General features: G+C 39.9%; 15 protein-coding genes and 1 pseudogene. All 16 read right to left on the bottom strand.

Translation table 11 applies throughout. The features are described 5' to 3' along the window. Positions 1–119 precede the first annotated feature (119 nt). The 16 genes and pseudogenes from LVD15_RS11785 to LVD15_RS11710 all read right to left on the bottom strand — a co-directional run bounded on the left by LVD15_RS11785 (position 120) and on the right by LVD15_RS11710 (position 22,465). On the bottom strand, positions 120–917 hold the full coding sequence (locus LVD15_RS11785) for a YWFCY domain-containing protein (protein ID WP_233780528.1): 798 nt from the start codon (positions 915–917) through the stop codon (positions 120–122). After that, positions 914–1,732, bottom strand: coding sequence for a hypothetical protein (locus tag LVD15_RS11780; protein WP_233780527.1), 819 nt, complete (start codon positions 1,730–1,732; stop codon positions 914–916). The genes LVD15_RS11785 and LVD15_RS11780 overlap by 4 nt, the downstream gene beginning before the upstream one ends. A 39-nt stretch (positions 1,733–1,771) precedes the next feature. Beyond that, positions 1,772–2,059: pseudogene (locus LVD15_RS27395) on the bottom strand (relaxase/mobilization nuclease domain-containing protein); the annotation flags it as partial. Positions 2,060–2,148: 89 nt separating this feature from the next. Further along, positions 2,149–2,544: a plasmid mobilization protein gene (locus tag LVD15_RS11770; protein WP_233780525.1), complete on the bottom strand. Its 396-nt coding sequence runs from the start codon at positions 2,542–2,544 to the stop codon at positions 2,149–2,151. A gap of 124 nt (positions 2,545–2,668) precedes the next feature. Continuing rightward, complete coding sequence (locus LVD15_RS11765) at positions 2,669–2,944, bottom strand: helix-turn-helix domain-containing protein (protein ID WP_233780524.1); 276 nt, start codon at positions 2,942–2,944, stop codon at positions 2,669–2,671. Between the two features lie 849 nt (positions 2,945–3,793). Further along, on the bottom strand, positions 3,794–4,231 hold the full coding sequence (locus LVD15_RS11760; RefSeq protein WP_233780523.1) for a lipocalin family protein: 438 nt from the start codon (positions 4,229–4,231) through the stop codon (positions 3,794–3,796). 266 nt (positions 4,232–4,497) lie between these two features. After that, on the bottom strand, positions 4,498–5,397 hold the full coding sequence (locus LVD15_RS11755; RefSeq protein ID WP_233780522.1) for a HEAT repeat domain-containing protein: 900 nt from the start codon (positions 5,395–5,397) through the stop codon (positions 4,498–4,500). A gap of 93 nt (positions 5,398–5,490) precedes the next feature. Beyond that, entirely contained in the window at positions 5,491–6,528 is a 1,038-nt protein-coding gene (locus LVD15_RS11750) for a hypothetical protein (RefSeq protein WP_233780521.1), read from the bottom strand. A 4-nt stretch (positions 6,529–6,532) separates the two neighbouring features. After that, entirely contained in the window at positions 6,533–7,552 is a 1,020-nt protein-coding gene (locus LVD15_RS11745) for a hypothetical protein (protein ID WP_233780520.1), read from the bottom strand. 1 nt (position 7,553) lies between these two features. Beyond that, positions 7,554–12,218, bottom strand: a complete 4,665-nt coding sequence (locus LVD15_RS11740) for a fibronectin type III domain-containing protein (protein ID WP_233780519.1) — start codon at positions 12,216–12,218, stop codon at positions 7,554–7,556. 10 nt (positions 12,219–12,228) lie between these two features. Further along, the gene (locus tag LVD15_RS11735) at positions 12,229–14,328 is read right to left on the bottom strand and encodes a fibronectin type III domain-containing protein (RefSeq protein WP_233780518.1); all 2,100 of its coding nucleotides are present in this window, start codon (positions 14,326–14,328) and stop codon (positions 12,229–12,231) included. A 3-nt stretch (positions 14,329–14,331) separates the two neighbouring features. Further along, positions 14,332–18,339 (bottom strand): hypothetical protein, encoded by a 4,008-nt coding sequence (locus tag LVD15_RS11730; RefSeq protein WP_233780517.1) that lies wholly within the window; start codon positions 18,337–18,339, stop codon positions 14,332–14,334. A 13-nt stretch (positions 18,340–18,352) separates the two neighbouring features. Continuing rightward, positions 18,353–18,850, bottom strand: coding sequence for a hypothetical protein (locus LVD15_RS11725; protein WP_233780516.1), 498 nt, complete (start codon positions 18,848–18,850; stop codon positions 18,353–18,355). A gap of 25 nt (positions 18,851–18,875) precedes the next feature. Next, positions 18,876–19,316 (bottom strand): hypothetical protein, encoded by a 441-nt coding sequence (locus LVD15_RS11720; protein ID WP_233780515.1) that lies wholly within the window; start codon positions 19,314–19,316, stop codon positions 18,876–18,878. Positions 19,317–19,335: 19 nt separating this feature from the next. Beyond that, complete coding sequence (locus LVD15_RS11715) at positions 19,336–21,024, bottom strand: hypothetical protein (protein WP_233780514.1); 1,689 nt, start codon at positions 21,022–21,024, stop codon at positions 19,336–19,338. Next, complete coding sequence (locus tag LVD15_RS11710; protein ID WP_233780513.1) at positions 21,017–22,465, bottom strand: PorP/SprF family type IX secretion system membrane protein; 1,449 nt, start codon at positions 22,463–22,465, stop codon at positions 21,017–21,019. The genes LVD15_RS11715 and LVD15_RS11710 overlap by 8 nt, the downstream gene beginning before the upstream one ends. Positions 22,466–22,467: the final 2 nt, after the last annotated feature.

The following is a 22,467-nucleotide window of genomic DNA, read 5'->3' as shown; positions in this document are numbered from 1 at the left end:
TCCAGTCCCGGTTCAAGCCCAGCATAATGGTTCTCGCAGACTCTGAGGCATCGGTAATATCTTCCATACTCTCTGGATCGAGTGGGTTGCAGCGGTGGCTGCGGTTGAGGTCATCGAAGCTAATCAGGTAAAAGCAGGGCTTCTCCTTGAATTTTTTTTTGGTATCTGATCAGCAGGTTATAGGCTAACCGGCTGAGGTCATCATACTTAAAATCATAGATGAACATGGTAAAGCCTTTCTTGATATGTTGGGATATAATATGTCTGATAATGAAGTAGGACTTGCCTGCTCCCGGACTGCCTATCACCAGCAAAGAGCGGAAGGGGTTGATCACATTAATCCAGCTACGGCGTCGCTTTCCCCTGAAGTGATAGTGGGCAGGGAAATGTAAGGAGTAAGCATTAGCCATAAACCGCTCTTCTTGAGGAAAGGTCTGGTTCATCTCATTGAAGATGTCCTTTTGTAGTTCCACACGGATAAACCGGCTCAGACGGCTGCCAGCTCCCAACAGGCATAAGTAACCAGTGAAAAGGATCGCTGCTGATAGCAGGAAGTGAGTCTTTGCTTGGAGGTTCATCGGGAACCATAAGGCTGAGGACCAGTAAAGCACGCCTCCCAGGGTCAAAATGACTAGGGTAAGGGGTAGATTGAAGTCGATATCCTTTTTCCCTTTCACACCCAACAGAGAGACAATCAAAAGGATAAAAGACAGGGCTTTTGAAATCCAGGTAGCCTCAAAAAGTCCGGTTGATTCCAACCTCGCAATCAACTGGCTCATCCAGTCAGAAGTCAAGCCCCACGAATGCATTACTTCCTGATGATAATAGTATAGGTGCATGAGCAAAAGGATTAGGCTCACTATTCTGGCTAGCTCCATGGTCTTGACTAGGCCTTGTTGATGGTCTCCGCTCATCATAATCGTCTGCGTTTTTTTCTTTTCTTCTTTCTAAGACTTAATTGGTTTTCAACGGGTAGTTGATAGGCTCCCCGATGGTGTTTCAACACTGTGAAAATATCGGCATAGGCTCGGCGTGGCCTAAAAGCATGTTGACGCGGGTACCTTTTAGGTCGTGTTGGCTTAGGAGAATTATTTACAGTTTGCTGTGAGGAAGGCCTCTCCCCTTCTAATTGTCGCCTCAGTCCATTTACTGAATAGTTTCTTCCCAAGGCACTGCCCTTGGCCACTATCCCTCTCTCGTGGTCTATGAAGGTTACTCCATATAGCTGACCTTTAGTGCTTTGGTGGTAATGAACATCTATTTTATGTGCCTCTAAGTAAGTAGACAGTCCCTTGAGGTCACGCACTTCTGGTGAGCGTAATCCTTGGTCTACCATGTTGCTTAATTGGGTTAGCTTGGGAGTGCGCAGCTTCCGGTTCAGCTGATATTGTGCATGCAGATAGCGCATGCCCGGGAACTGATGCAGTGCACTGGCTTTAACAGGAATGCCTACCTGTCGTCCGTTGCCATCTAAAAGGGTGTATTGTAAGCCTCCGTGGTTATACATCCTGCTGCGCTCTGACCCTCTACTTGCGGCTACCTGATAATAGCCTAAGGCGGTATTGTACTCACTAAGCGAGGTATAGTGATAATGTCGGTTCACCGTAGCGATCACCTGATTGATATAGGCTTTTCGTCCACGATGGGTATAGGTGTCTGCTTTCAACGGTTGTAAGCTGGGGGCTTGCTGCTGACGTTCCGAAGCTTGGATGAGCTGGAATTCTTGCTCCACGGCCTTGCGGGCGGGCTCTGACTTGTCTCTACCTATATTGTGCAGTGACAGCCGACGGCCATCAGACTGTATATTGGTGGTGACAATATGAACATGGGGATGGGCGGTATCCAGGTGCTGGTAGACCAGATAGGGCTGCTGACCGAAGCCCAGCTTAGTCATATAGGAGAGGCTGATGGCTTGCATCTGTTGTGGGGTAAGCTCTTCGTCAGGGCTGAAGTTAAGGGAGATATGGACGGTATTGACCTGAGCCCGGCGGTTGCGCTGGGTATGCTGAGCAAAGCGATCTACCTTACCCTGAAAGGTGAGTTGATGGGCCGATTGCATAAAATTCTGGGCCAGCAGACATACAGCAGTTCCTTCTTTTACCTTATGTTCATTGTAATTCAATGCGCCTATCATTCGTCTTCCGGTTTTTATTTTTGCGACCATTGAGCTGAGAGTTGATCCATGACTTGTAATACTAATTGGGTATGCTGCCTGACCTGCTGGTAGTCTTCCAGCAGTTTTAAGGCGCTATAGAATTTGTCTTTAGGCATAGGCTGGCTATGGAAATAGCGGGTCACCTGATTCACATTGATGCCTATGGCATTTAACTCCGCGCGGATGCCAGAAAGGGATGCTATCAGCTCCTGCTGACTGGCATCTTCATAGTAGCAGATAATGCGCTCACGCTGCACAATACTACGCACCAATTCTCCCAAACTCTGGCAGTTGCTCCGCTGCTGAAGGGCTTTTAGCCGCTCATAATGGGGAGCAGTCAGCCGAAAGGTGATGGTCTTGGTAAGTGCTTTCTTTTCTGAAGGGCTCATAATGGGGTGGGTTATCGACCCAGGCCTGTGTCTGATCCGCATGAGACAGCTTGCGGACAGACAGCATCAGCCGGTGCTAAGACCTAAGTCATAGGTTACCTTTTATGCACCATCGGGTCGTTTCTTAATAGCTTACTTTATTGGTTTCAAGCATCTTCTCGATGTCTTGGTATTCATAGAAAATGATATTGCCTACTTTGATATAGGGTAGCTGACCGCTGACTCTCAGGTGTTGCAGCGTGCCGGGAGAAACGGTAAGTAACCGCCGTACTTCATGGGACTTAAGCCACTTGCGGGCGGGCTTATGATATTTATGTTCTATAAGTAGCTGCTTGATATCATGGAGCAGCGCTTCTCTAAAGGAAGTAAGCTCCTCATGGGTGATCACTTGTAGTTCCATAATCCGTGTTTTTGGTGTTTCATGATACCAAGTACCGGGTTTATGCTGGCCTAATCCAGTGGTGAGTATGTGGTTGCCACCCCTTGCCACCCCTTCTCAGAAGCAGGAATCCAAGATTATGAAGGGAAAAAAGTTTCTGTTTTCTGATCAGCAGGATCGCTTAGTGGCTGCGCTCTCCAGCTGATCAGAAACGCTACCATAAGATAAAGACAGGAGGCACTACTGCTATTGCAGAACTGCCTGCTGTCTTTCCCTTATTTTTACCAGCCGCTGTATTAGGTGATAAGTGAAGTTCTTTATTGTGCTTGATGATAGCTTTCAAAGCATCATGGGACTAGTTGGGGATTTGAGAGATGGGAAAGATTAAATATTGTTGAGGGCGTTTGGAGAGTTCTGTAACTGATTGGTCATGGTCACATAGTCATGACTGGATTATAACTACCCCTTATTAATTATTGAATATCAATTACTTAACTGAATTTTAATTTTTAAGGAACACGAATTGGAGCCTTTTATTTTGACCTCCATTGTTCTTGTTTCAATTTAGTTAATTATGAGTTTTGTTACAAGGTTTGCACATCTGAATTGTATGTCTGCATATGTGAACCTGCCTTAATATCAGTGTCATTTAAATAGCTTAGATAAACTACAGCACATTATGAAAGACTACTAGCCTAAGAAAAAAGTGGAGCTGCTTAAAAACAAGGTAAATAGATCTTAATATATTTTTAATAAGGCCGACAATTATAACGGCCTGGATTTAGCATGCGTATTGCTACGCTACGCTTTATATATTAGTATTACAATAAAGTGCAGGAACTTTAATGTTATTTTATAATAGATAGACATCTATTCTATAGCAGTGAAAACATAATCACTTCTTCCTGTAACTTTTCTGTTATCATAGGAGCCATACATAATTATTAACTCTTCCTGATTAAGTGTTAAAATAGCTGCACTCCCATAAAAAGTTAAAATCCCTAAGTCATCACTTATTTCCCATGTACCAAAATCGTCTGTTGATTCTGGAAAACACTTTTGATTATACATGAAACTAAATTCTTGATTTTCCTTTTTAAAAACTAGAACATCATCATCTTGGCAATCCTTTTTAATGTTATTTCCATCTGGATCTATTATTCGATCAATTTTCCACGACTTTTCAGATCCATTTGTCAAAAACTGAATATACTGTTCTTTTGTAACAGGATCATTTTCATCATCTTCACAGGCAAAAACAAAACATACTATACACGTCGCCAATATTAGTTTAAAAAATTTATTCATTGTTGTTTATTTATATTTGTCTTAATTTAAAAATGAAAATATCTTACTGCTTTGGGTAAGATTCATCACGCTCTCTGTATGATTAGCATCCATTGATGCCAACAGCTAATAATTGGTCAATCTAATAGATAAAAATAATATCAACAAAAAAATTATAAATTATAAATACTCCAATTTAGGAGGATGACTCATGAGTTAGAATACCCCTTCGTTACAGTATCAAGATAACCTAACTGCAAAAATTAGCTTCTTATCTCAAAAGCAATCTAATAACCTTCCTCCAATATACCATAATCAGACTGATGATTATCATACCAAGCTCTTAACTCTTGTAAGGCCTGCTCATAACTATCTACTGCCAGTTCTCCGTCTTCTGTGGGGAGGGGCTGGGCGGTGAGGTGTGGGGCAAGGTATTCCATTACTCTGTAGCCACAAAGGATAGCAGCTTCGTTATCTGGGTCTGCGGAGGTGCAGTTGTTTTCATTGCTGTTGATGATGGTGAAGAGATAATCAAAGGCCGTTTTGTTACGGGTGTATACCAAGTCTGGCACTAGTTCATAGACCAGGTTATCATTTACCGGGAGATTTTCTAGGATACTGATGATTTTTTGAGCTGAAGCCTCATCTCCCATGCGAGATATGGCTAGCAAGGCGGACCATTGTAGCCTGCGATTAGAGGATACTGCATAGCTTTTCAATGTATTCTCTGCTTCCGAAATATTCACATAGCCGATTAATTTGATAAGTTCTGGCTTATGGTATTTTATAGTACTCAAGGCTGACAAAAGCTCTTGCTGATCTTTGGCTGAAAACAAGTCTTTATCAAACTCAGTGAGAAATTCTATATTATCTCCTGAAAGACCAGAATCCTTATCTTTTACACCTTCTATCAGTGCTTCTATAGCTGCTTTTTTGATCTGTTGATTATCAGTATTAGTAGCTGATCTATAAGCAATATAATAGGCCTTTCCTCTCACATCATCTATTGAATCTTTGTAATATGGCGTAAGCTGATTCATTAAAGTCATATCTCCAGAGAAAAACGCTGAAGGTATTTGTGGGTAAGAACCAGATCTTACGGATTGAAAATAAGTGTCTATGTCCTGGCTTCTTACTGTGAAGGTAAAGAGACAGGCTATAAATATGGTGAGTAATGCCTTTTTCATTTATTGGTTAGGGGTTATAAATTTAGTTAGCTCAAGTGTTGCTATCTCTACGTTCGATAATGAGACAGGCGCGGACCAACGGGAGCCTCTATATTATTCTTTTTCAAAAATATGAAGCCTACCTTCTAAATCCAGCATATACAAGTGCGTATCTGTAATTTGAGGGATATTTGTTCCAATGCCTGATTCTTTAAAGGTATAAATCCAATCAACCTTCTTTGTATTCCTGTTTAAGATAAGAACCGAGCTTAAATCAACATTTGGAACTTCCTCCAAATAAGTATGTGCAGTTAAAAAAAGATGCTCTGATGTAAAAGGGTTATTATTAAAAGGACGAAAATCGCTTACACCATACTTGAACAACTCATCTTTCAACTGATGATAGCTGATTTCTTTAGAGTCTAGATTAATTTCAAAATAATAGGTATCAAAAACACCTATCAGCTTAGAAGCACTTTTATCCAATACAAAATTCGTTGGGTCTGGAAGTACGTCTTTGTAAAATGAACCAACCTCAAAACCTTTTAGCTCACGCCACTCATGAATAATTCCTCCTGTATTGACATCAATCGATAATAGTAAATGATCACTACAAGCTACTAATAATTGACCCTGATATACACCTAAAATCCTTTGGAGTTCAACTTCTCCAAATTGATCAAGTACTAACTCCCACTTAATTTGACTTTCTTTGATATCCAAAGCAGATATTTTATTCTTATCAAAATATCCAATGCCACCACCTGCAACTACCAATTCTACAGTATAATTTTCAAAGGGAAGTTCTCTTACTTCGCTACAAGATTCAAGATCGAACTCTCCAAGCTGCCACTTCCATTTTCTGTTTTCTCTCCGAAAACCACTTTTACAAAGAATTTTACCCCCTGATTCCGTTCCAACAAATAAAGGAGTATTAATCAACTGACTGACACCTCCTTTTTTAAACCTTCTTTCACCATCTTCTGTAAAAAAATAAATCCCTTGATGAACAAACCAAAAAGAATACCCTTCTACATCTTCAATAATTGACTCACCATTGACTGTTAGTACACCGTTAATCGTATAATAAAGTTCTCCTTTGAATGACTTTATTCCTGATACTCCACTTAATTTTTCAGTGATTGCATACATAAAACTATTCTACTTTAATGAACTTATATAAAGCATCATCTGTGCTACTTACCATATCTACAAAATCCAACTTAGCATCAGCTTTAGTTAGACCAGAATCAAAAAGGCTATTCTTTAAATTTTGATTTCCCCAAATCACTTCAAAAATATCATCTGACTTACTTTCAAATACAGTCTTCCATTGACTCTTCATTTGGGTAAGTGCATTAGCTTCAGACCCCCAAGCACTTTTAAGTTTATCAAAGTACGCTTTCCATTGAAATTTATCAAAGCTCTCAATGTTCCTTAGATAACCATTGATAAACTGGTCAATTGTCTGTGATTGATTAACAAGAGCGTTAGAAGCATAATTCACATTTTTATACTCCGTATAAACATTATTGACTAATCTCAAGTCATATTCCTTAAGGGCAGCCCCTGGTTTACCAAGATCAAACGCTTCCCCTAACCCTCTAACATCAGCTTCTTTCACACCTCTATTTGACAGGTCTCGGATAGTTTGATGTAATTCATCTAATTGATTTGATGTTGGAACTGATCCGTTTTTAGTAGTCCCTCGCATCCAATTGTAAAACACTTCTCCTTTTCCTCCCGAACTCACGTTGAAGTTCGAAACAAAATAGTCTACATCATCTAAAAACTGATCAATTGAAGACCTACCAATTCTTCCTGCATTTCCACAACTACTACATTTCAAGTCATTAGCAGTTCTTAAAATATCATCCAATGCATCAGACCAGTTACTCCCTAACTTGGTTCTAAAGGCTGAACCCTCCGAAGCTAGCTTTGAAATCTTATCTAAAGTGGCTATGTCTGTTATGAACTTACTGTTCGTGGGAAAAATGTCAAAAGCTCTTCGCCATGCGTCCACCAACTCCTCATCCTTCAAAACAGCGTTCTTCAGCGCAACACTCTCAGGAGTGTTGGCTGAAATGTCTGCTATGAAATCATCAAGATCACACTGGCCGTAGGTGAGTTGAGTAAATAAGAGCAGTAATAAAACTACTATTTTGCTTATTTTCATATTAATTACAATTAAGCTTTTTGGTCTTCTTTAATAGGCTTCCTTTTTTCATGATGGCTTCATCAACCTCGCTTGCTTCTAATTTACGCCATATATCCAATAGATCTGGGTCTTCATTTAACACTTTAAACAAATCATCACTCTCTCCGAAGTGATTCAATAATTTATTAGATTGAGTTTTTGGCAATAAATCTATCTGAGTAAGCAGATATTTATTTTCAAATATACCAGCCTCTACCAAATCATCAGAATATCTTAGTAAAAGATTATCTCCTTGAGTTTTAAACACATCATAAAGAATATCCTTTCTCGCCTTTATTGAAAGAAACTGTCCTATATTTCCAGCCATGTTTTTAAGATTTCTAGCTGTAGCCCCACTAGCAAATGGCACAAATACACTACTCGCATACGTAGCTGCTTCTACTTCGTCACCTCTATAAATAGCATAAGTTGCCCCTACAATATCAAACACAAAATCAAGCTCAACAACACCAGCTATAGTTCCAAAAAAATCTATCACTTCATAGTAATTACCCGTATCAAAAAGATATTGTTCTGGTATAGTATGAGTAGTTAATTGACTACCATTTCTTAAGTCAGAATACTTATGGGCTAATACATCTGAAACAAACATATCTCTTATTTCTGCTCTTATAATACCTATCTCTTTAAGATTATGATCAAAATCAACCGTTCCATAATCTGATTTTGACCTTTCTAAACCTATTATTTCTAAGTATTTTTCAGCAATTGGTGTATGCTGCTGTATTGAATTCATTTTATAGCTAGCCGACTGATTTTGCCACCTAACATGACTAACAGCTATACTCATATCTTTGTCTGCATATATATTTAAACCTTCAGTGTAATCATAACCTGTAACATTATTATGAGAAGATAAATAATATTGGATAGTTCCTTTAAAGTCCAACAGGTAGCTATGTATTTCTATGGGTTTACTTATATTCCTATAAATATCCAAGAAATATGACTTGACATCATTCGACCCCATATCAATACTCTGAGCATCATACCCGGAAACTCCTCCAAAAGAATAATAAATATTCTCAAGATGCATAGCATCATTAGATTCAATCACTACCTTTTCACGATCCAAATAAGGAATAATCATCAGTGTTATATCTCCTGATATCCCCAAGCCTTCTAAAACATCTTCTGCAAACTCATTTCCTCCTCCACTTGGTAAAGCATAGTTAATTTCGTCATATACCAAGAAGATCTTTCTATTACTACTTTCATTATACTTTTGATTTACTTCATAATAGGATTGAAGTTTATCCTTTATTATCACCTCATCAGATTCTGCAATTGCATTACCTGTAGCATAATAATATCTCCCACTTTGATCCAGCTCCTTTATTTTATTCCTAAACCTGACAATATCATCATCATATTGTTCCTCTCTGGCCTCAGCAGTCATTTCTAATAATTCGTCAAGAGTCTCCTGATTATGCACAACAAAGTCTCTTGTAACACAACTCATACACATACTACTTACAACAGTACCATTTGCGATGTAATTACTCCAATCTTCTGGAGCTGAAAACCCTGAAATATCATTAACGATAAAAGTATCAAACTTCTGATTGTCCGTTTCCCACTCCCACAAAGTTAACTCCATACCTTCGCCATACACAGTTTCAGTACCTGCAAATTTCCTAGGCTCATCCGTCATCTCTTCTGAAGTAGGATAATATCCTTGGAAATCTCCATCCACTATCCTTGCAAAATAGGACTCCCCTGATGTAAATTTAAAGCCATAAATAGCTTCCTTCAAAATTTGAGAAGTGGCAACACCTCCTTCTGCAGGCTTCATCACGGCAAGTGATGTCACTTTTTCCGGGATATTAAATGGTTTTCCCGCAGGACTTACAAAACTACAGCCTGAACATTCTTGATCAACCCACTGTACATCAGCAATGTCACTAGAAAGCTCACTCTCCTCATCATCCTGAAACCATCCTATCATACTTTCGGGGTTATGGATGTAATCCCACTGATATTTTCTTAGGCTTTTGCCTGCGGGGTAATCCATTAGGTTGCCGTTGGTTTGGCCCTCTCCTGTTACGTAAGCCTCTGAGCTGAAGGTATGGCGCAGTCTGAAGGCTCCGTGGGATAGTTCATGCGCTACCACGGCAGCCAGGTCAATACTTCCATTTTTTCTCCAGATATAACCAAATTGTCTTTTGAAAGGCATAAACCCGTCACGGTCTCCTCCGTCCCCATCGATCACAAACAGATAGTATGCATGATTATCAAAATTTATTGAGTTCTTAAACCTTCTGTTAAACTGACGCATCTTACTTGGGAAACTAGCCAATACACCACTGCTCTCCGGTACTGCTAAGTCTGCCAAGGTTTCGCTATCTACCGTGTATGAGTCAGCAATCTGTACATTCCATTCTGCTACCCCTTGCTTAAAAATATCGTTAATACCTTGTTGAATATTGCCAGGGATAGAGGCTCCGTTTACAGGAACTAATACCACGGTATTACGCTCCTTCGTATAACTCACCATATTAAGCTGCCCTACGGTATATTCGGTCTCATTGCCTTCTTCATCTTCCTGCACTACGTAGGCATATACCTCCTGTGTGGATTCGGGCATGCCTCCTACTAACATCACTTGCTTTTGGTTTTCTGCCTCTGCAGGTTGAGTGCCTAAGGTTCCTCCAATAGCACTTTTAAAAGCTATAACTTCTGGAAAAGACTCATTTCCTTCCAAGGTGGCATTTACATAGTCTATCTGCCCTGTTTCCATTGACTTCCATGGCACATAATAATCTGCACTATCTATAAGTGTTCTGTTATAATCAGTAAATGCACTTTGGTCTTTAATATCTAAGCCATAATTTTGGCGGTCGTAAGCATTAAACTTCACTAAATAATCCCACTCAGCTCCTGGTTGCAGAGCAGGAGGACCACTAGCAGAGCTTTTACTTACATTGCCATCCTTATCCACAGTATAAGTATTGCCTTCGTCATCAGTGATTTGAGTAGGAACTCTTTCGCCTGTTTCAGGATCTGTTTCCTGGGTGAAGGTTTCAGTGGTACCATCTTCTTTTTCTACTATAATCTGCCCACTCTCATCTACCGTTACTGACGCTACAGTGCCGTCTACTTTAATGGTAGTGCCGTCAAAAGGAGCTGCCTGATCTTCAGCGCCACCACCTTCTTCAGCTGCATCATCACCTCCCAGCGCATCGAGATCAAACATCAGGGGGCTGTCAGCATTAAAAATAGTAGTTACAGCTCCGTTGATCATTTGCAGGTCTGTATTGATAAAAATACCTTCAAACTCTACTCTCACTTTTACGTGCTTTAGCCATGGCATTTCAGCATGACCTTTTCCTGAAAAAGTACCATTACTACCCGAGGCATTAATAACGCGTACTTCTACATCTCCTGCTTTAAAAATATCTCCGGGATTAAGCTCAGGCAAAGCCTCCTGATTCTCCAGATCAATATCTCCGGGCTGGGCTCCACAGGTGTAGTTGGTAACTGGGTTTTCAGAAGTAGCAGAGGTAACAACACCACTTTTCCCTCCGTTAGCAGCGCCACACAAAGCCGCCACTTGAAATTCATAAGTGGTTTCTGGTTGAAGACCATCTAATGTCAACTCTTCCAAATAAGTTTTTTCAGATTGCCACTCATCGTCACTGCCTTCTTTTCTATAATAGACCACAAACTCGGTTTGTGCCGGGCCTGTCTGCCAGCTCACTTTTATTCTGCTACTGCTCACGGTACTGGCCTCTACCACTACAGGAGGAGAGCAGGCATCTCCATAAATAAATGAATATACTTCACTGTACCCATCGTTTTTAAACAGGTCCATGGGCTCTATTCCATTAATAGCTCTGGCTCTTACCCTAAATGCATAACGCCGGCCAGGCACTAATGGAGGCTCCGCAATACCATAAACCAGGCTGGTACTGTAGGTGGTAGTTTCATAAATAGGCGGCGTGCTTTGAATAGCATTATTGGGGTCTCTTCCTTCTGGCCAAAGTTCTACCAGTTCAAAATCATAAGCGGTAGAAAAAGCAGAGTTAGGTGAGCCGGTGTGCCTTGGGGTCCATTGAAAAAGTTGGGTTTGCGGATCTTGCACTCTTACCTTTTCACCATTAAAAGGGGTATTAATAATAGGCGGGTCATTTAACATGAGCCAGGCAGAACCACAAGCCATATTAGAGACTTCTGTACCCAAATTATATTCAAGAACTTCAAAACATATTCTATAAAAGCCTTCAGGGAGGGCATTACCCCTAACCACCTGGTCTTTACTTATCCCTTGAAAAATAAGATTCTCCGGGTTAAAATAGGCTCCTAAATCTGCTGCCCCTAACATGAGGGGCATGCCTCCTTGTAAAAACAGCGGCTGTGGTCTATAGTCAGGGCGAGTAGTTATGGAAACACCTGTTCCTTCAATGGTAAGCCTAAGTCTTACCTGCAAATCTTGTCGAGAGAGATCTCGCAAGAGCACATTTAAGGCAAACCGGTTATTATCAGCTGCGGCATAATCTGAAAGGTATAATGAATAAGGCGGTGTAAGCTGAAAGGTAGCCTGAACAGGATAAGATTGGGCACTTACCTGCTGGGAGAAAAAGCAGCCCGCAATAAAAATTAAAAAGTATATATTTTTTTTCATCTACAATATTTTAATTCACCTTAAGCACCACTTCTTCACTAAGTGCTGAGGATGATCCATCAGTAAAAACCGCTCCCACCTGATAGCGATACACTTCTCCCTTCTTCAATTCCTGATCAGTATATTTCTGCTGATCACTATTAATAGAGCCTAACGGAGTTATAGGAGCCTCTCCTACAGACCGATAAATAATAAATCTTTCTACCCCGGGTTGATCATACTCCCAACCCAGTGTGATTGATGGTTCCTCTTCCTTTTGAGTATAAAACAACTTACCTATGCCTCTCTGCACCTTTCTAGGAAGTGGTGAGGCTGATAAGGGTTGTGCCGGAGGCGATTCTAAGCCAGATTCATCTACAGTGATGATGGTATACTGATAGGTTAACTCCTGATCTACTCCTAAGTCTTGCCAGGTAGTATCCTGTGCTGTTAGCACTTGTACCAATGCCCACCTCGCCTCGGTATTGCTCTGTCTGTAAATCAACTGATCTTTAGAATCTGCTGAGCTACCAGGAACCCAGGTAAGCGTAATATCTCCTTCTCCGGGTCTTATAGCCGTTAATACAGCACTCACTGGAGGAGTGAAATCAGGACGTTTTACAGCAGCACTTTCAGAATACTCCGAAGGGTTATAATGAGTATCTACAGCCACCACTTTATAGTAGATTTTAGGAGTAAGGTTATTTCTTGCTAGTGTATCATAAAACACAGTATCCTTTAATGCTGCATTAGTAACCTGTACATACTCTTGTTGCTCAAAATTACTCCTAAACACCCGATAACCATACAAATCTTTTTCAGTATTAGGCTTCCAATTTAAGGTTACCAGGCCGGTTGTATCCATCTTTCCAGTAATACCTTGTGGAATGGAAGGAGGAATGCTATCTATAAGCAGCACCATATAAGGCATAGAGAATACCTCCTGAGTATATTTACCAATAGCCTTTATTTGATAATAATTAGTTGGCAATGGATGATCATCAATAATACTACCCTTCTCCAGATCAAGATTATCTTTCAATAGGGTAAAAGCTGTTTTATCATTCTCTGCTCTCAGTAATTGAAATTTTTCTATCTGATAGAGGTATCTTTCATCAAACTCCCATTTAAGTACTACCATATCTTTAAGTGCATTTCCACTTACAATAGCTGGTCTGGCTATGAGCTTATCCCTTCCTATTCCTGTAACTTCATCAGAAAAAGGCCCCTTTTGTCCAAAAGGTGTTACCCCTCTGATTCGATATCGGTATTCAACATTATTTTGCGGCAATGAATCTATAACATGCATTAAATGCGCCTTAGAAGGATCTGAAGAAGCACTTACAAAAGGTATTTCAGATATATCCTTAAACTCTCCTCCCACTGTAGCTCTTTGTATTTCAAAGGCAGTATAAGTACCAGAATATATCTCCCGATCCCACTCCAGAGAGACCATAAAGTCACTAAATTCTGCTGTAGGGGTTTGCGGTGTCGGTAAAGGAATTTCTTCATCTAAGCCTGTGTAGACAATTCCTGTAGCTATTGGCAGGTTTTCTTCTGGCACGGCACTATGTACTCGGTATAAATATCTCTCTCCTGCTTTTACATGGGTGTCCTTATAATATAGTGCCGATTTCTCTGCTGCTTCCACAGACATATCAGCAGAAAAAAGAGCAAATGAAAACCGTTGTTCGAGCTCTCTGGATTTGTTAATTACAGAGACCATGTCACTTCTATAATTATCAGACAATTCAAAGGTTTCTCCATAAATGGCCTGCGCCGCCACACCTGCAAAATTATCTTTATCGGCTAGCTCCTCCCATTCAGCCACTGGCGCCGGTGTATGAGGCGTCTCCCATAAAACCATTGTTTCTGGCTGTTTAAGTGCCTTTCCATTTCTCATCATGGTTACACGCTCCAATCTATAGCCATATTTGTTTAACAGCTGCCATGCTGCAGGAGAATTGGGCGCCCAACGCAATAAAATTTGTCCTTCATACGGCAAGGCTATTACTTTTATGGCATCATCTTCATTACTCTGAGCTTTAGTATCCAAAGCCGATAAAGAGGCCATGATAAAAACCAGACAAGCGATAGGTATGAAGCTTAATTTTCCTTTTAACTTATTCATGAGCTAGTTAATTTGAAATGAGATGGTTTCATAAGAAGTGACCGTATTAATTCCCGGTAAACGGTATTCTATATTCACCTTATAAGTAGTACCTGTCTGTATACCGGGGAAAGGTGTTTCCATCACTCGCTCCATCCAGTCGTTCCCCTGCCCCATACTAATGTTTTGAGTGGCCTGCTGTCTCACATGACTATAATCCTGATACATAATAAGTGGCAGATTATATATAATAGTGCTATTTCCTGGTGTATTAATGACCGTTCCTGAAGCTGCCATGTCAGCATCTAAATACAAATCTTCATCTTGCTGGGTTATGTAAAGTGCTTTGTATGGCGGCACTCCATAAGGCATACTCATACGATCTTCACTAAGAGTTATTCCATTTATAGGGAATGGTGATGGATATGCCAGTGGTTCAATCATATTTTTAAACCATGGAATATTTAACTCTGCAGTAAAGCTCACCAGCGGCAAATAGTCACTCCCTCCTTTGATCTCATAGGTATCAAAAGTTTCTTGTCCTTCTACCGCAGCCTTAAGCTGATGAATAGTTGGTCTTACAGGAACACGCCAGGTATTATAAATATTAAGTGCCGCTACCTTCTCCTTAAAAGTATTATAATTACTAGTCTGGAAAACTGCACTATACACTATCTTTTCCTGATATTGCTGTATGGTACCTGAAGCTGTTTTAGTTTTAACTTCCATAGTGGACTCTCCGATATCTTGGGTTACGGCTTTATTACCCTGAGCTACATTACTATCAATACCATCTGACGTATTTAAGGGTAGATTAACTATCTCCAACTTGTATATGGTATTAGTATTTAATTCGTCAGGAATATTGAAACTTATTTCGTTATTACTATAGGTAAAATCAAATTCCACTTCTTCTCCGGTACTAGATACAAACCTACCAATCTGATTCCATTCTTTTCCTGGATCAAAAAGTTTAGACATACCACTTATAAGATGAACATATCCACTACCATGCTCTCCGGGGTGGAAGTGCAGCTGCTTATTAGTAGGGTAGCTATAAGCAACATTTTCCTCTGGTAAATAATCTGGTTCTTCACCTGTGGTAAACTGCGCCTCTTTTCTTTCTATTACCTTTTCTCCATTAACCGTTACTGGAACCCAGGTATTATTCACATTTTCTTCAAAGCTCACCTGCACCACCAATTTCAATTGCTTTTCGCCCGGTAATATTTCGGTAGTCTTTAAAGAAACCACATCATGCAAATCATTCCAGGTCATAGTTCCTCTTAGCTCCTGGGTGCCATCGTACAATTTCATTTCATCAAGCTTAATCCTGAAAACCTTTCTTTTCTCATCTAGATCTACCATCTGAAATTCCTTTTCCACTTCCATATCAAAGATACCCTGAGCGGCAGTAAACACATTAACATCTCCTTCATTATCAGCAGGAGTAAGCTGACTAATTACATTCAGATTTTCTAGTACGGAGCCGGTCTGCAGTTCACAATCATCTCCAATAGTCACCTCAAAGCGACAATGACCACTTACCAATCCATTTAATACACTGAACTCACCTCCTACAACACCTTTCATCCAGAGTGGATTAGGCAATTTAGCCTGTAATATGGCACCAGCAGCTATTTTCAATATCTCAAGCTTTCTCTTTTTGCCGAAGAGCCTCACTTTTATACCTATTTTACCCATAAAAGCAGCAAAAGCCTGTCCATTAGCATACCAACCATTAATCCCGATGGGCTCTGTACTACCTACGCAGGTTGTGCTTCCATAATCTTTAAGCATTACATCAAAACCAGCTGTAGCGGCAAATCTACCGTAAAACATTAAAAAGCTCTGATCTCCTGTATCCATTCCAAAGCGAGTACCAAAGGCAATACCTTTTCCTTCTCCCACGGCATTCAGATCATCCATGTAGGTCATCATATCTTCACCTAAATCGAGTACTTCCTGAACAAGTTTTGGTGGTGGTGGACTACCCGGTATATAATCCCCCATCATGAAATAGCTTTCTGTTTTCACCAGCCCCAGTATCTGCAGGCCGACAGGATCAGTAGGGCTTCCCACATGGATATACCAGTCATCAGGACTAACATGCAAGACAGCCCATCCGGCTCTATTATCCTGACCAATTCCTTTTATAACTCCGTAGGCTATATTGATAAAGGTTTCAAAATTACCATGCAGTGTTTTGTTTACCACATCGTAATTAATGTGAATATGAGCAGATATAGCAGCTTTAGGCATCATGGAATTGGCCACATTATTCACCATATTATCAACCATACCTGATAAGCCCGGTATACTGATAGTGACAACAGGAGTTAAGAAGTATGCATTTCCCTTAAAATCCACTTCTCTGAGTCCTCCCCCTTCGTTAAAGGCAAGGGTCAGTGCGGCATCTCCATTAAAAAGTCCTCCATCGGGTGTGCTCAAGGTCACCATAGCTTTTATTGCCATGCCCGCAGTAGAGTCTGGAACATAATTCACGCCGGAAAGACTTTTGGCAAAAGGCCTGGAAACACCACCTGTGGAGGGTTTTAGGTGATATGAAGCCCCTCCACCAATGGCGTTGAGCTGAACCACTCCTATACCCATTCCGGGAGGCAAATTAGCCAAGGCATCTGCAAACCAATATCGGTAATTATGTACAGAGCCAAAAAGCCCCACGGCCTGCACATTGAGCATACCTTCCAGCACTCCCATCTGTACTTCGCCATAAAACCCATTTCCATAAACATCGTCATCTTTAAACCAGGTTAAAGAACCGGCTAAACTATAGGCTCCGTTGTCAATATTAATTCCTATTTTATGTATACTTACCCCGTCAAATACCCATTTAGGTGATTGATAGTTTTCGGCTGATTCATCCTCAGTTCCACGATCATACTTACTAGAAATTGTAAAGCCCGCTTCGCCTCCAAAATTTCCTCCATCATCGCCTACTATACTTACATAAGCAGTAAAGGCAAGATTTATCTTCTCTTTAGAAACACTTCCACTTATATCTGAGATGCCCATACTAAAAGCTCCTAAGGAAGGACCTTTAATATCTGAAAGCGAGAAGCCTTGTATCGAAATGTAAGGTTCAACGGTTTGAATATTAAGTCCCTCAAAACCCAAGTCAGGGACATTAAGCTCTTTGCCTACGCCTATACTCATCTTACCATTTAAGCTGGCTTTGGGTAAAAATTTGCCGTCCTTTAACTGTACTTCTACATAGGAAGATGAGTAAATCTCCACCTCTGCCGCAGACAGAAAATCAAATTCTATACCTTCCTCAGGAGCCGAAATAGAAAAAGTATATTGATCATTTTGTGCGATAACTGCAGTATAATCCAATGGCTTATCTTTGAGAACAGGTAGCTTTACCTGACCTGCAAAACCTGCACCTACTAATTTATTAGATACAATGCTAAGTCTAAATGACTCGACAGAAAACGGCCATTTATCCATTTTTCCATCTCCAATTAAATTACTAAACTGAGCTGTGGTAGTAATACCTTGTTTATCTATTACAGTATTATATAAGGAGATTTTAACGGGCTCTTTACCATTTCCTTTATTAAAAGCGGAAGGTAATTTAAGAGATAGTTCTTGAATAGATATTCCTTTCCACAGCCCCCCACTCATAGCACTCTCATAGTTCTCAGGATAGTTCATGCCTGGAAGAGCTCTCAAGGTACTATTATCTATGACAGCCTTTTTAACTGTAAAAACAAAATCCTTCAGTCCTTTTACCTGAAAGGGAGGAATAGTAATCTCAGCAATCATGTCATTCCAGTCAGTAATAACAGTAGTGAAACGTCCTGTTACACGATCACTCGGGGTCTTAGATGTGGAGTCAGGAATGAATAAATCCCTGCTAAATTCCACTGCGGCATCTATGCCCATTGCCTTAAAGCCATCACAATCCCACTCTATGAACGTTTTTTCTGCTAATAAGCTCAGGGTTGTGTTAGGTCCTAATTTTACATCTTGCTTTCCTAATAATCGTAACTGTGCTCCACTTGCCAAGCCCCCTCGCTTACTAAAACGAATATTCCGTGCTCCAAAGGCTATTTTTTTTTTCTGAATCAGGCACCTCAAAAACCATTGAGGCACTTAGATATGCGCCTTCTGGTTTCATTTGCAGCTCACTCACCACTATTGTATATGTTAGATTTCCTATCGTCTTTTTTATGCCGACAGGCAGATCTAAAATAACATTTTCATCAAATGTTTCTACAAACCTCTTATTCTCCTTCACATAGGCATCCATTTCAAATGCCTCAAGTTGTTCACCTTGTAGCGTATCGCCTAAAACTCTGATTTCATGAAAGGTAACATCCTCTTGATAGGTGGGAAGTGAAGGCAGATTTAAATCTCTGCTCATTACTTTACTATATTTGCTTACCATCTTATGATGATAAGAAACCTCTCTTTTAAGAGGGTTAACATCTTCTGAAGCCACACTTAGAGAATCTCCAGGTGCTGACCAGCAATGAGTAGTTAGTAAAACAAAAAATATGAGCAGAGATTTCTTCATCTTTGATTAATTAGTGAATTTGCTTTTATTTATTGATTGCCTCGAAATAAGATATGTTATCTGCATCGGTATAAAATTCCATTGTAGTATCAGTGAGGTTTCTTAACTCAAATCTTGCCCCTGAAATAACAATTTCTTGTCCATCATCAGATATACCAAATGATCCCTCTTCATCCTCTGAAAATTCCGAGCATTTTGTTTCATTAATATCATGACTCCAGGTTAAACCTGCATTAAATGTATAGATGTCATCTAGCCCGCATTCCTCTGTTTCATCCTCACCAGTGTAAATAACCTTTACCTGACTCCAATCTTTACTCGAGTTGTTAGTTACTAACTCAAGTGTTTCTTCATAAGGAGTCTGCTGCTCTTCTGGAGCAACATCATCATCGTCATCATCACTACATGCTGTAAAAGCTAAAAAAGAGGCGGTTACTATGGCTGAAATTCTAAAAAATTGATTCATGGGTTTTATTTATTAAAAGTTAAAAATTAAAACTATATCCTAGCGTTCCTGTAAACTCAGTAAAATCAGGGGTACTCTCATCTTTTACTGTTCTCCTTAACGTCACTAAATTAAGAGTGAGGTTATGCTTCTTTTTTAAGGTGTAACTTCCATTCGCCCTTAAGTTTATGACCGTATTAATTAAGGATGAATTAGAATAAGCGTTTACACCTCCTATTGAGACACTTGCCCTTACCTTACGGTCAAAAAATGTTCGATTTACCGCCAGAGAGGGGCCTATCATTGAACTTTGCGCTATCTCACTTTCATTTCTTGACGCATTAACTGAAAGAGCAAAAGACGTATTAATAGCAGTGAGCCCTATGTTATATGCCAAATTCATATTGTAAAATCGGGTACCACTATTTTGTTCTACTCCTCCCTGCTTGTCACTGGCATCTTGAAAATTAAAGTTAACATTAACACTTTCTCTCTTTTCTTTACTTGATGACATCATATACACTACAGCAAGGCTGGCATTCTGCGAAATTTGCGTAAAATCTAAAGTATCAAGATTATCATAGGGAGTGAGCTGGTTTAAAGTCTCAAACTGCGATCTTACGTTGGTATAAGTTTGAAAATTAGAATATGAACTAGTGATATTCAATTTCTGAATTGGTGAATAAGTAACATTTAATGATCCTAGCCATCTTCGCATAGCACTCACCTTATTATCATCCAAATTATCTCGTTGCAAGCCACTATTTACGCCCACATTCAGCTTACCTGCCAACATAGACCAATTGAGCTGGGCGGTAATATTCTCCATGTCATTATTAAAATAATACGCTCCGAGAGTTTGATATCCTGGGTCTATTCTTTCATATGTCACACCAAGGGAATACACAGAGAATTGATAGCTTAAACTTCCCTTATAGGCATGATAGTAACTAGAAGAAAATCTGGGTGTATACAATGCTCCTACATGTTGAAAAATATTATTTGCCGCATCACTTTCCTCCGTATTAATATCTCTGGAAAGGGCACTAGAGGCAAATTCTCCAGAGAAGACAAGCCCTTCAATTATTTTTTTACTTCCTTCCACACTTAAAACCAGATTCTCCTGAGGTTTCAAATCGCTAGAAATACTATCTACTGAAGAAGGATCATCAGCTGCTCTAAATAGGGTAGCAGAAATATAATCATTACTTTCTCCGTATTTCACCTGTAAACCATAGCCCATTCTCCTGAATGCCCCCTCTTGCAAGCTATCAGCATCAACGGCTTTTACCAGCCTTCCATACATGGCCTTCACACTCCATTTACCTTCTGGTGCCAACTCTACTCCTCCGCCCAGAAAAAGATGGCCATTTAAGGTATATGGTGAAAAATTCATACTGCTCCAACCTAAATGGGTAGTAACCCATTTATATTTAGGATGTATTCCGTATTGATTAAATGGTTGCTGAAAACTACTATTCTGATTAGACAAACTAAAAGAGAAAGGTATACTCCACCCATAAATACTGAATGCCAACTGACCTGTCATATAATATGAATACGGATCCCTTCTTCGTTCAATGCCATCAACGGCATACAAGATCTGATTCAGACTTATGCCTCCATTCACTTTTAGAGCCTTACCCTGCCTTATTTGTGAAAGATCCTGACCCTGAACAGAAAATAACGGTAACAGAAAAAATATAGCAAGTAGAAGTCTCTTATTCATAAATAACAAATTCTACTCTACGGTTTTTAGCTCTATTTTCATCTGAAGTATTAGGTACAAGAGGATCTTTGTCTCCTTTACCAGTGGCTTTTAACCTTTCTTGTGAAATACCCTTAGAAATTAGATAATCAATCACTACTGACGCTCTCTGCAAGGCAATCTTTTCATTAGCACTTTCGCTACCAATGTCATCAGTGTGCCCTATCACCTCAAGGTATGTATTAGGATGAGCCTTTAGTAAACTGACCAATTCATCTAAATACTGCTTAGCATCATTATTAAGATTACTTTCATTGAAACCAAATTTGAAGTCCTGCCTCAAGGCAATATTATAATCTCCCTTTTCAGGTCTGAACTGAGCATCCTTATCGGAGGCATTTGTCTTTTTGTCACGAGCAAATTCAATATCCTTCACCTCTCCGATATGATATTCACTCGGAGTTATGACAGTCTGTTCTTTGGATTTCTTTTTGAAGACATTTCTAAATGCCAAACTAACTTCAAAGGCACTTCCGGCCAGGGAGGCATTACCTGAAGAAGGGGTATCATAACTCACACCTAACCTAAAGGAGGGCTGCTGGATTAACACACCTCCTCCAATTCGCCCCTGAGCTCTATATCCGCCATAGAATTCCAGGTAACCATTTTTTATAAGATCAAATGGATTAGTGTTCTCAAAATATTTTTTAACCTGAATACGTGCTTGAGCGAAATGCACATGATTATCAAAAAGATAATAGCCTCCAGAACCAATAGAGATCCCATTATTATTAAAGAGCCTCCAATAGGCTTGCGCACTATAGCTTCTCTCTCGTTTGTATGCTTCTTGCCCCCAGGATATATCAGGACTATTTAGATAATTAGAAGCAACGCCTAAATATCCAACCTCTTTCCCTTCGTCATCTGTCTTATAGTAATTTAAACCTGCTCCTAGATTTACAAAATTCTTTTTCTCAAAGGAGTCCGGCTCTCCCGTTGGTAACGAAGAATCAAAACCGTTAAAACTATCCCATTGTGCCCCTGTGTAGATGGTTCCATTACTAAAGTATTGCTGAAACCAACCTAAATTAACACCAAAAGATAAAAGTGAACTTCTGTTTAGATACACATTATAGGCATACCCTCCTTGCACTGCATTGGTAATATATTTCATATCAGTCCCCGTCTGTTGACGAGTTACTGATAGCCCTATTCCGCTGCGCAATCGATCATCTGATGAAAACAAGGGATATGTGGCTGTAAGCAAAGACTGGTTCGCCTTTTCTCCATCAGTCAAAGACGTTTCTCTGTATTGTGCAGTGACCCTTAGCTCAGGGTATAAAGCTATTCTTGCCGGATTAGTCTCTAGCACAGATTGCTCATACTGACTGAAAATTAAGCCCTGGCTATATACTTTAATGGAAGCTAATAAAATTAATACTATCAGGTAAATTTCTCTCATCT

Origin of the sequence: Fulvivirga maritima (assembly GCF_021389955.1) — a bacterium.
Classification (GTDB): Bacteria; Bacteroidota; Bacteroidia; order Cytophagales; family Cyclobacteriaceae; genus Fulvivirga; species Fulvivirga maritima.
Note: the sequence above shows the minus strand (reverse complement) of the source record. Positions and strands in the feature narration are given on the sequence as shown.

Coding starts and splice junctions, on each gene's coding strand:
- LVD15_RS11785 (WP_233780528.1), bottom strand. CDS start 917: ATGATGAGCGGAGACCATCAACAAGGCCTAGTCAAGACCATGGAGCTA.
- LVD15_RS11770 (WP_233780525.1), bottom strand. CDS start 2,544: ATGAGCCCTTCAGAAAAGAAAGCACTTACCAAGACCATCACCTTTCGG.
- LVD15_RS11765 (WP_233780524.1), bottom strand. CDS start 2,944: ATGGAACTACAAGTGATCACCCATGAGGAGCTTACTTCCTTTAGAGAA.
- LVD15_RS11760 (WP_233780523.1), bottom strand. CDS start 4,231: ATGAATAAATTTTTTAAACTAATATTGGCGACGTGTATAGTATGTTTT.
- LVD15_RS11755 (WP_233780522.1), bottom strand. CDS start 5,397: ATGAAAAAGGCATTACTCACCATATTTATAGCCTGTCTCTTTACCTTC.
- LVD15_RS11750 (WP_233780521.1), bottom strand. CDS start 6,528: ATGTATGCAATCACTGAAAAATTAAGTGGAGTATCAGGAATAAAGTCA.
- LVD15_RS11745 (WP_233780520.1), bottom strand. CDS start 7,552: ATGAAAATAAGCAAAATAGTAGTTTTATTACTGCTCTTATTTACTCAA.
- LVD15_RS11740 (WP_233780519.1), bottom strand. CDS start 12,218: ATGAAAAAAAATATATACTTTTTAATTTTTATTGCGGGCTGCTTTTTC.
- LVD15_RS11735 (WP_233780518.1), bottom strand. CDS start 14,328: ATGAATAAGTTAAAAGGAAAATTAAGCTTCATACCTATCGCTTGTCTG.
- LVD15_RS11725 (WP_233780516.1), bottom strand. CDS start 18,850: ATGAAGAAATCTCTGCTCATATTTTTTGTTTTACTAACTACTCATTGC.
- LVD15_RS11720 (WP_233780515.1), bottom strand. CDS start 19,316: ATGAATCAATTTTTTAGAATTTCAGCCATAGTAACCGCCTCTTTTTTA.
- LVD15_RS11715 (WP_233780514.1), bottom strand. CDS start 21,024: ATGAATAAGAGACTTCTACTTGCTATATTTTTTCTGTTACCGTTATTT.
- LVD15_RS11710 (WP_233780513.1), bottom strand. CDS start 22,465: ATGAGAGAAATTTACCTGATAGTATTAATTTTATTAGCTTCCATTAAA.